Raw genomic sequence first — 10,903 nt, forward strand, 5'->3', positions numbered from 1 at the left:
AAATAAACATACTATGTCATTCAGAAAGAATAAAAAGCTAGACCTGGATTTTTCAAAGGTTACTATCAGTTTGGCGTCACCAGAGTCTATTTTAGAGAGCTCTCATGGTGAAGTTACACAGCCTGAAACAATCAACTACAGAACTTATAAGCCAGAAATGGGTGGTCTTTTCTGTGAGCGAATTTTCGGCCCTGTAAAAGACTGGGAATGTCATTGTGGGAAATACAAGAGAATCAGATATAAAGGCATTATTTGCGACAGATGTGGTGTTGAAGTTACTGAGAAAAAGGTAAGAAGAGAGAGAATGGGACATATCGAATTGGTAGTTCCTGTGGCTCACATCTGGTACTTCAAATCTTTGCCTAACAAGATTGGTTATTTACTTGGATTGCCAACAAAAAAATTAGATCAAATCATTTACTATGAAAGATATGTGGTTATTCAACCAGGTATCAAAGAAGAAGATGGTTTGGCCATGATGGATTTCTTAACAGAAGATGAGTATTTGGATATACTTGATAAACTTCCAAGAGAAAACCAATTATTGGACAATGATGATCCAAACAAATTCATTGCTAGAATGGGAGCAGAATCATTAGAGATGCTTTTAGCTAGAATTGAATTAGATTCATTGTCTTATGATTTAAGACATCAGGCTGCAACAGATACTTCTCAACAAAGAAAAGCTGAGGCTTTAAAAAGGTTGAAAGTTGTTGAAGCATTCAGAGAAGCAAGAACAAGGATCGAGAATCGTCCTGAATGGATGGTAATCAAAATGGTTCCTGTAATTCCGCCAGAACTTAGACCATTAGTGCCTTTGGATGGTGGTAGATTTGCTACTTCTGATTTGAATGATTTATACAGAAGAGTAATTATCAGAAACAATCGTCTTAAGAGATTGATTGATATCAAAGCCCCAGAAGTAATTCTTAGAAATGAGAAGAGAATGCTTCAGGAAGCTGTTGATTCACTTTTTGATAACTCTAGAAAAGTCAACGCTGTAAGATCAGATGGTAATAGAGCATTGAAATCTTTAAGTGATATGCTTAAAGGTAAGCAAGGTCGTTTCCGTCAGAACTTACTTGGTAAAAGGGTAGATTATTCTGGTCGTTCCGTAATTGTAGTAGGTCCTGAGTTGAAGCTTCATGAATGTGGACTTCCAAAGGATATGGCTGCAGAACTTTTCAAACCATTTATTATCAGAAAACTGATAGAAAGAGGTATTGTTAAGACTGTTAAGTCGGCTAAGAAAATAGTTGATAGAAAAGATCCTGTAGTTTGGGACATTTTGGAGAATGTATTGAAAGGACATCCTGTTCTTCTAAACCGTGCTCCAACGCTTCACAGACTTGGTATTCAGGCTTTCCAGCCAAAACTTATTGAAGGAAAAGCAATTCAGTTGCATCCATTAGTTTGTACAGCATTTAATGCTGACTTTGACGGTGACCAGATGGCGGTTCACGTTCCTTTGGGACAAGAAGCTGTTTTGGAGGCCTCTATGCTAATGCTTTCTTCTCACAATATCTTGAATCCTGCTAACGGTGCTCCTATTACAGTACCTTCTCAGGACATGGTATTGGGACTTTATTATGTAACTAAAGGTAGAAGAGGCACTGAAGATCAGCCAGTAATGGGTGAGGGGATGACCTTCTATAATGCTGAAGAAGTTATCATTGCTATCAATGAAGGAATACTTTCTAAGCATGCTTTTATTAAGGTTAGAACTAAAGTAAGAAATGCTGCCGGTGAGCTTGAAACTAAGGTTATCGATACAGTAGCAGGTAGAGTATTGTTCAATGAAAGTGTTCCGGAAGAAGTAGGATACGTTGATGAGCTACTGACTAAGAAAAAACTTCAGAAGATTATTTCTGATGTGTTTAAAATCACTGGAATGGCAAGAACTGCTCACTTCCTTGATGATATTAAAGAATTAGGATTCCAAATGGCATACAAAGGTGGTCTTTCAATGGGACTTAACGATGTTGCTATTCCGCCAGAAAAAGAAGCTCTTGTTGCTCAGGCTAAAGAAGAGGTTGATGCTGTGTGGAACAACTACCTAATGGGTCTTATCACTGATAACGAGAGATACAATCAGGTAATTGATATTTGGACAAGAATAAATACACAATTGACTAACACCTTGATGACTCGTCTTGAAGAAGATGATCAAGGATTTAACTCAATCTATATGATGATGCACTCTGGAGCAAGGGGTTCAAGAGAGCAGATCAGACAGTTGGGTGGTATGAGAGGATTGATGGCGAAACCACAGAAAAACCTTGCAGGTTCAGTAGGTGCGATCATTGAAAACCCTATCCTTTCTAACTTTAAAGAAGGTCTTGATGTATTAGAGTACTTTATTTCTACCCATGGTGCTAGAAAAGGTCTTGCAGATACAGCTCTTAAAACAGCAGATGCTGGATACTTGACAAGAAGACTTGTGGATGTGGCTCAGGATTTAGTTATCTCTGAGGTTGATTGTGGTACGTTAAGAGGATTGACAGTAGCTGCCCTAAAGGATAATGAAGATGTGGTTGAACCATTATCAGAAAGAATCTTAGGTAGAGTATCTGTTCATGATATCTTCGATCCAATCACAGATGAATTGATCTGTGCTGGTGGTGAGGAAATCACAGAAGAGATTACAAATAGAATCGATGAGACAAGCATAGAAGAAGTTGAGATTCGTTCAGTATTAACTTGTGAGACTAAGCAAGGTGGATGTGCTAAATGTTACGGACGTAACTTGGCAACCGGAAACATGGTTCAGGCTGGAGAGGCTGTTGGTGTAATTGCCGCTCAGTCAATTGGTGAGCCAGGAACACAGTTAACGCTTCGTACTTTCCACGTTGGGGGTACTGCTTCTAACATTGCGGTTGATGCTAACATCAAGGCTAAGTTTGATGGTGTAATCGAATTTGAAGGAATTAGAACCCTTAAGACTACTAACAAGGATGGTGATAAGGTAGAGGTGATCATGGGACGTACTGGTGAGATCAAGGTTGTTGATCCTAAGAAGAAGCAAGTCCTTATGACAAACCACGTTCCTTATGGTGCTTTCCTTAAAGTGAAAGAAGGTGATACAGTTGAGAAAGGTCAGGAGCTTTGTTTCTGGGATCCTTACAATGCTGTTATACTTTCAGAGTTTGATGGTACTATTGAATTTGATGCTATTATTGAAGGTATTACTTATAAAGAAGAATCTGATGAGCAAACTGGTCACAGAGAGAAAGTAATTACTGATACAAAAGATAAAACTAAGAACCCAGCGGTGGTTGTTAATGCTAAGAGTGAATCTAAAGGATACAACATTCCAGTAGGAGCTCACTTGGCAGTAGACAATGGAGAGAAAATCAAGGCCGGACAAATATTGGCTAAGATACCTCGTAGCATGGGTAAATCACGTGATATTACAGGGGGTCTGCCGAGGGTAACTGAGCTTTTCGAGGCTAGAAACCCATCAAACCCAGCTGTTGTTAGTGAGATTGATGGTGTTGTAACTTATGGTGGTATCAAGAGAGGTAATAGAGAAATCTTTATCGAATCTAAAGATGGTATTAAGAAAAGATATTTGGTATCTCTTTCTAAGCACATCTTAGTTCAGGATAATGACTTTGTGAAAGCTGGTTATCCACTTTCTGATGGAGCTATTACTCCTGCAGATATCCTAGCCATTAAAGGACCAACTGCTGTTCAAGAGTACTTAGTAAACGAAATTCAGGAAGTTTATAGATTGCAGGGTGTGAAGATCAATGATAAGCACATCGAGGCAATTGTTAGCCAAATGATGCAGAAGGTTATGATCCTTGATCCGGGAGACACTAGTTTCCTTACAGGAGAGAGCATTGACAAATTTGTTTTCGGTGAGGAAAATGACCTTGTGATGGATAAAAAGGTAGTAACTGAAGCTGGAGATTCTCAGAATTTCAAACCAGGTCAGATTATTACTGCAAGAGAATTGAGAGATGAGAATTCTACTTTGAAGAGAAAGGACTTGAAACCTGTTGAGGTTAGAGATGCCATGGCAGCTGTTTCGAGACCAGTACTTCAAGGTATTACTCAAGCTTCATTGAAGACTGAGAGCTTCTTATCTGCTGCTTCATTCCAGGAAACAACTAAGGTTTTAAGTGAGGCTGCTATTAGAGGTAAGGCTGACGGATTACTTGGATTGAAAGAGAACGTTATTGTTGGACACTTAATACCTGCAGGTACAGGACAAAGAAAGTTCAATGACATCATGGTAACTTCTCAAGAAGAGTATGACAACCTTGTAGCTGCCAAAGAAGAAGGCTCTCAAGTGAAGCAATTGCAAGAAGATAACTAATGGCTGACGAGCAAAAGGATAAAAAGGTAAACGCCAATCAGATTAACATCGAGCTATCAGAAGATGTTGCTGAAGGCGTTTACGCTAATCTGGCAATGATTGCTCACTCTAACAGTGAGTTTGTAATTGACTTTATTAGGCTCATGCCAGGAGTGCCAAAAGCAAAGGTGAAATCAAGAATTGTGATTACACCTGAACATGCCAAAAGATTGTTAACTGCTTTGAATGAAAACATTCAAAAGTATGAAGATACCTTCGGCCCTATTAAGAAAACAGATGAAGCCCCTAAATTTCCGATTAATTTTGGAGGTACAATAGGGGAAGCATAACGACAAAAACGACCTAATTAGGTCGTTTTTGTCGTTTATTTCATTCTCAAATATATTTCTATCAAACTATTTGATAAATACGACTGCTTTGGTACCTTTGCAGTCCGAATTTTTGAAACGAAAAGAAACATAAGTAAAATATATTAATAAATGCCTACTATTCAACAACTGGTAAGAAAAGGTAGAACCAAGTTGGTGTCGAAATCAAAGTCACCTGCACTTGACTCTTGCCCTCAACGAAGAGGAGTTTGCACAAGAGTATATACCACAACACCTAAAAAGCCTAACTCGGCCATGAGAAAAGTGGCTAGGGTAAGATTAACAAACGGTAAAGAAGTAAACGCGTACATCCCTGGAGAAGGTCACAACCTTCAAGAGCACTCTATTGTGTTAATCAGAGGAGGTAGAGTTAAAGATTTACCAGGAGTAAGATATCACATCATTAGAGGTGCATTAGATACCGCTGGGGTGAATGGTAGAACACAAAGAAGATCAAAATACGGAGCAAAACGCCCGAAAAAATAAATTCTAGATAAGCATGAGAAAAGCTAAACCTAAAAAAAGATATATTCTTCCAGATCCAAAGTTTGGTGACACTTTGGTAACGAAGTTCGTTAACTACTTAATGGTAGATGGTAAGAAGAGTATTGCCTACAGTATTTTTTACGAAGCTATAGAGCAAGTAGAAAGTAAAACAGGTGAGAATGGTCTTGAGACTTGGAAAAAAGCACTAAGTAATATCAGCCCCGCTGTTGAGGTTAAGAGTAGAAGAGTTGGTGGTGCAACATTCCAGGTTCCTATGGAGGTTCGTCCTGAAAGAAAAATTTCTTTAGGAATTAAATGGATGATTCGTTTTGCAAGACTTCGTGGTGAGAAGACTATGAGAGATAGACTTGCCGGTGAAATCATTGCAGGCTCAAAAGGTGAAGGTGCAGCCATCAAGAAAAAGGATGACACGCACAGAATGGCTGAAGCAAACAAAGCATTTTCTCATTTCAGATTCTAAGATTTAAATTATAATGGCAAAGAGAGATTTAAAATTCACACGTAATATTGGTATTGCAGCTCACATTGATGCTGGTAAAACAACCACAACTGAGCGTATCCTTTATTACACAGGTGTAAGCCATAAAATTGGTGAAGTTCATGATGGTGCTGCTACTATGGACTGGATGGAGCAGGAGCAGGAAAGAGGTATTACAATTACTTCTGCTGCAACTACTGTATTTTGGCCTTACAAAGACAATACTTATCATATCAATATTATAGATACTCCAGGACACGTTGACTTTACCGTTGAGGTAAATAGATCACTTCGTGTATTGGACGGTCTTGTTTTCTTATTCTCAGCTGTTGATGGTGTTGAGCCTCAATCTGAGACTAACTGGAGACTAGCTGATAATTACAAAGTTGCGCGTATCGGTTTCGTTAATAAAATGGACCGTGCTGGTGCAGACTTTTTGAATGTTTGTAAGCAAGTGAAAGAAATGTTAGGTACTAAAGCGGTGCCTTTACAATTACCTATTGGAGCTGAGGATAATTTCAAAGGAGTTGTGGATTTGGTTGAAAACAAAGCCATGGTTTGGAATGAGGACGATATGGGTATGACTTTCGATGAGGTAGAAATACCTGCTGATATGGTTGACGAAGTTCAGGAGTACAGAGAGTTATTAGTTGAGTCAGTGGCTGAGTATGATGAGCATCTTATGGAGAAGTTCTTTGATGACCCAGACTCAATCACTAGAGATGAAATTGTTGCTGCATTAAGAGCTGCTACCATTGATTTGGCATTTGTGCCGATGTTATGTGGTTCAGCATTTAAAAATAAGGGAGTTCAAACAATGCTTAACTATGTGATGGAATTATTGCCATCTCCTCTTGATAGAGATAGCATTGTTGGTACCGATCCTGCTACAGAAGAAAAAATTGAACGTAAGCCTGATGAAGATCAACCCTTTTCTGCGTTAGCATTTAAGATTGCTACAGATCCATTTGTGGGTAGACTTTGTTTTGTAAGATCTTACTCGGGAGTATTGGAGTCTGGTTCTTATGTATTCAATACAAGAACTGACAAGAAAGAACGTATATCTCGTATCTTCCAAATGCACGCTAATAAGCAAAACCAGATTGATAGACTTCATTGTGGTGATATTGGTGCAGTTGTTGGGTTTAAGGATATCAAAACTGGTGATACCCTTTGCGCAGAGAATGCTAAGATCGTTCTTGAATCAATGGTATTCCCTGAGCCGGTTATTGGATATGCTATTGAGCCTAAAACTCAGGCGGATGCTGATAAATTAGGTCTAGCGATTTCTAAATTGGTTGAAGAGGATCCAACACTTCAAGTAGAAACTAACCACGAAACTGGTCAGACTATCTTGAAAGGTATGGGAGAGCTTCACTTAGATATCATTATTGATAGACTTAAGAGAGAGTTTAAAGTTGAGATCAATCAGGGTGCTCCTCAGGTTGCTTATAAAGAGGCTATTCAAGCTAACGTTGAGCACAAAGAGGTTTATAAGAAACAGTCTGGTGGTAAAGGTAAATTTGCTGATATCGTATTCGAATTAAGTCCTGTTGATGAGGATTTTGATAAAGAAGGATTACAGTTTGATAATAAAATCGTTGGTGGTGTAATTCCAAAAGAATTTATTCCAGCAATTGAGAAAGGTTTCAGAGAGGCAATGAAAAATGGTCCTTTGGCTGGTTATCCATTGGATACTATGAAAGTTAGACTTTTCCACGGTTCTTTCCATGATGTTGACTCTGATTCATTATCATTTGAATTAGCTGCAAGAATAGGATTTAAGGAAGCTGCTAAGAAGGCATCACCTGTATTACTTGAGCCGATCATGGCAGTGGAGGTTGTAACTCCTGAGGAATACACAGGAGCATTAACTGGTGACTTGAACAGAAGAAGAGGTATCATGAAAGGAATGGACACAAGAGGTACTGCTACAGTTATCAAATCAAGTGTTCCATTGTCAGAGTTGTTTGGTTACGTTACAGACTTAAGAACTATGAGTTCTGGTAGAGCAACTGCTTCATTGACGTTCTCTCATTACGACCCAGTTCCTAAAAATATTGCAGATACAGTAATTGCTGAAACTAAAGGGCAATTAGCATAAAGATTAATATTATGAATCAGAAAATAAGAATTAAACTAAAGTCTTACGATCATAATTTGGTTGATAAATCTTCAGAGAAGATTGTAAGAGCGGTAAAAACTACCGGTGCTGTTGTTAATGGCCCAATTCCTTTACCAACTGTTAAAGAGAAGTTTACTGTTTTGAGATCTCCTCACGTAAACAAAAAGTCTAGAGAGCAGTTTCAACTTTGTACTTACAAAAGACTAGTTGATATCTACTCTAACAGTACTAAAACTGTTGATGCATTAATGAAATTGGAATTGCCAAGTGGAGTTGATGTAGAGATCAAAGTATAACAGTACTAATTATAATATAAAAGCCCTGTTCAGAATTTCTGAACAGGGCTTTTTATTTTTACATGATTTTAACTCATAATAAAGACTGTAAATTGTATCAGAATTTTATTAGTTTGCATTACACCTTAAGTATAGTATAATGAGTGAGAAACTATTTGATGAAGTACCTTCATTGGATCTGGCAGATTTCTTATCTGATGATGAAAGGAAGAAGAATGAATTTGTTCAAAAACTAGGCGAAGCATATAATAATATTGGTTTTGTAGCAGTTAAGAATCATTTTCTGACAGATGAGTTATCAACTCAGTTGTATGATGTTATAAAAAGGTTCTTTCAGCTAGAGGATGAAAAAAAAGCTAAGTATGAAATTGAGGGACTGGCAGGCCAACGAGGCTATATAGGAAAGGGAAAAGAGCACGCTAAAGGCAGAAAGACTGGTGACTTGAAAGAGTTCTACCATATAGGACAAGAGGTGACAGATGGAGATGCCATTAAAAAGGAATATCCTGATAATATATTTCCGGAAGAACTTCCTCAAATGAAAGATATAGGTCTTGAAGTTTATCAACGACTAGAAAAGACAGGAGTTTATATGCTTAGGGCAATAGCCCTTTATTTAGGATTAGATGAAAATTACTTTGATTCTAAAGTGAAAAATGGAAATAGTATTCTCAGGCCAATACATTACTTTCCGATAGAAAACCCAGCGGAGGTGCCAGAAGATGCGGTGCGAGCAGCTGAGCATGGAGATATTAACTTGATTACCTTATTGATGGGTGCAAGTGCAGATGGTCTTCAGGTGCTAAGAAGAGATGGTAAATGGATACCAATTACAGCGCTACCGGAGCAGTTGGTTGTTAATGTTGGAGATATGCTAGAAAGACATACCAATGGGAAGTTGAAGTCAACCATTCATAGAGTAGTTAACCCACCACGAGAGCTGATGGGTAATTCAAGATATTCAATACCATTTTTTATGCATCCCAGATCTGACATGGACTTGACATGTTTAGATGAATGTATAGATGCTGAGCATCCTAAATCTTTTGACGATATAACCGCTGGGGAATTTTTAAATCAGAGGTTAGCTGAAATTGGACTAAAGAAATAGGCGTTGTTTAAGCGAGTCCGATATTACATTTTCCTTCGTGATGTAATGGTGCTTGCTGTGACGGCTTTTGGAGGCCCTCAGGCACACATCGCAATGTTTCTTGATCTGCTGGTTAAGAAAAGGGGATATCTCTCTGAGGAGGACTTAATAGAGCTTAACGCACTATGTCAGGTTTTGCCCGGTCCTACCTCAACACAAACCATTACAGCCATTGGATTTAGATTAGGAGGTCCTAACCTGGCCTACCTTACTTTGTTGATTTGGATGATACCTGCAGTGACTATCATGACTATTGCGGCAATTACTATTTCCAATCTACAGGAACAGGATATTTCTATTGAATTTACCAAGTTTATCCAACCTATGGCCGTTGGCTTTGTAGCTTACGCTGCAATGAAAATAACTATGAAGGTGGTGAAATCTGCTACAGCCGTGATATTGATGATACTGTCAATGTTAGCCGCCTTGTTTTACCCTTCTCCTTATCTATTTCCTATAATATTGGTTGTTGCCGGGTTGATAAGCTCTGGCAAGTACAAGGCGCAACCAATTGAGAAGAAAGATGAGATAAAGATTGAATGGGCGAATTTTATCTTATGGGCTGGGGTATTCATATTGGCAGCGGTCCTTGGTGGGGTAACCAAATATTTACCGCTACGTCTATTTGAGAACTTTTACAGAAATGGAAGTTTGATATTTGGAGGGGGACAGGTTTTAATTCCATTCCTCTACACCGAGTTTGTTGAGTTTAAGGGTTATTTAAGCTCTGAGGAGTTCTTATCTGGCTATGCATTGATGCAATCACTACCTGGCCCTGTGTTCTCTTTCTGTGCGTATGTTGGGTCTCTATCGATGAGAAGCTTTGGTTTAGGAGGGGAGATTATTGGAGCACTTGCAGGAGCATTAGGGATATTCTTACCTGGAGTGTTTTTAATCTTCTTTGTAATAAGGTTTTGGGATGGGTTAAAAAAGTATAGGCGAGTCAAAGCATCTTTAGAGGGAATAAATGCAGCAAGTTCAGGGATGGTGATTTCTGCTGCTGTGCTTATGTTTTTACCTCTAGAACCTAATTATATTAATTTTGGCATCACCATAGGCACATTCCTTATTTTAACTTTCACCAAATTACCATCCCCTATTCTTATTATTATTGGATTGCTGGCCGGTATTTTAATTTAACTTGAATACTATTTGAATCATTGCCCTTTGCTTAACGGGCTTTCCTCTTTGTTTTGGTGGAGACCATTTAGGCGCTCCTTGTAGTATTCTCTCCGCCTCTTCATCACAACCGGCACCAATGCCCCTAACTGTTTTGACTTCAGTGAGTGCCCCTGTTTCATCTACTACAAATTGCACAAAGACTCTACCTTCAATGTTCATTCTTCTGGCTTGTGCCGGGTATCTAAGCTTCTTTGCCACATATTCATAGAACTTGGCATAACCACCAATAGGAGCAGCAGGATCTTCTACAATCTGGAAAATTTGATCTGCAACCTCTTCTTCAGGAGCTTCTTCCAAAATAATATCTTCAATTACAGTCTCTTCAGTAATTTCTATATCCAGATCTACTTCAATTTCTTCTTCTATCTCCTCTTCATCAGGAATCTCTATAATCTCTGGCTGCTGAATCTTTGGTGGAGGGGGAGGAGGTATATCGGTTGGTGGTATTTCCAATAACTCTTCAAAATCATCAT

General features: G+C 38.5%; 9 protein-coding genes. 8 read left to right on the plus strand and 1 reads right to left on the minus strand.

Annotated elements, in window-relative coordinates:
• Nucleotides 1-13: 13 nt before the first annotated feature.
• The 8 genes from rpoC to chrA all read left to right on the plus strand — a co-directional run bounded on the left by rpoC (nucleotide 14) and on the right by chrA (nucleotide 10,388).
• Nucleotides 14-4,324, plus strand: a complete 4,311-nt coding sequence (gene rpoC, locus E1140_RS12830; protein WP_155184280.1) for a DNA-directed RNA polymerase subunit beta' — start codon at nucleotides 14-16, stop codon at nucleotides 4,322-4,324.
• Nucleotides 4,324-4,653 (plus strand): DUF3467 domain-containing protein, encoded by a 330-nt coding sequence (locus E1140_RS12835; protein ID WP_155184284.1) that lies wholly within the window; start codon nucleotides 4,324-4,326, stop codon nucleotides 4,651-4,653. Before rpoC ends, E1140_RS12835 begins: the two co-directional genes overlap by 1 nt.
• Before the next feature lie 150 nt (nucleotides 4,654-4,803).
• Nucleotides 4,804-5,178: a 30S ribosomal protein S12 gene (rpsL, locus tag E1140_RS12840; RefSeq protein ID WP_155184287.1), complete on the plus strand. Its 375-nt coding sequence runs from the start codon at nucleotides 4,804-4,806 to the stop codon at nucleotides 5,176-5,178.
• A gap of 13 nt (nucleotides 5,179-5,191) precedes the next feature.
• Entirely contained in the window at nucleotides 5,192-5,659 is a 468-nt protein-coding gene (gene rpsG, locus E1140_RS12845; RefSeq protein WP_155184290.1) for a 30S ribosomal protein S7, read from the plus strand.
• Between the two features lie 13 nt (nucleotides 5,660-5,672).
• Nucleotides 5,673-7,781 carry an elongation factor G gene (fusA, locus tag E1140_RS12850; protein ID WP_155184293.1) on the plus strand — a complete coding sequence of 703 codons (2,109 nt, stop codon included), beginning with the start codon at nucleotides 5,673-5,675 and terminating at the stop codon, nucleotides 7,779-7,781.
• 11 nt (nucleotides 7,782-7,792) lie between these two features.
• Complete coding sequence (gene rpsJ, locus E1140_RS12855; RefSeq protein ID WP_155184296.1) at nucleotides 7,793-8,098, plus strand: 30S ribosomal protein S10; 306 nt, start codon at nucleotides 7,793-7,795, stop codon at nucleotides 8,096-8,098.
• A gap of 139 nt (nucleotides 8,099-8,237) precedes the next feature.
• A complete protein-coding gene (locus E1140_RS12860; protein WP_155184299.1) occupies nucleotides 8,238-9,209 on the plus strand; it encodes an isopenicillin N synthase family dioxygenase in 972 nt (323 codons plus the stop codon).
• Between the two features lie 3 nt (nucleotides 9,210-9,212).
• Entirely contained in the window at nucleotides 9,213-10,388 is a 1,176-nt protein-coding gene (chrA, locus tag E1140_RS12865; RefSeq protein ID WP_246202886.1) for a chromate efflux transporter, read from the plus strand.
• Here chrA and E1140_RS12870 read toward each other — a convergent pair.
• Nucleotides 10,380-10,903, minus strand: a 524-nt coding sequence (locus E1140_RS12870) for an energy transducer TonB (protein ID WP_155184303.1), incomplete at its 5' end; no start/stop codon positions are given. The genes chrA and E1140_RS12870 overlap by 9 nt on opposite strands.

It is taken from the genome of Fulvivirga lutimaris (assembly GCF_009711525.1).
Taxonomy (GTDB): domain Bacteria; phylum Bacteroidota; class Bacteroidia; order Cytophagales; family Cyclobacteriaceae; genus Fulvivirga; species Fulvivirga lutimaris.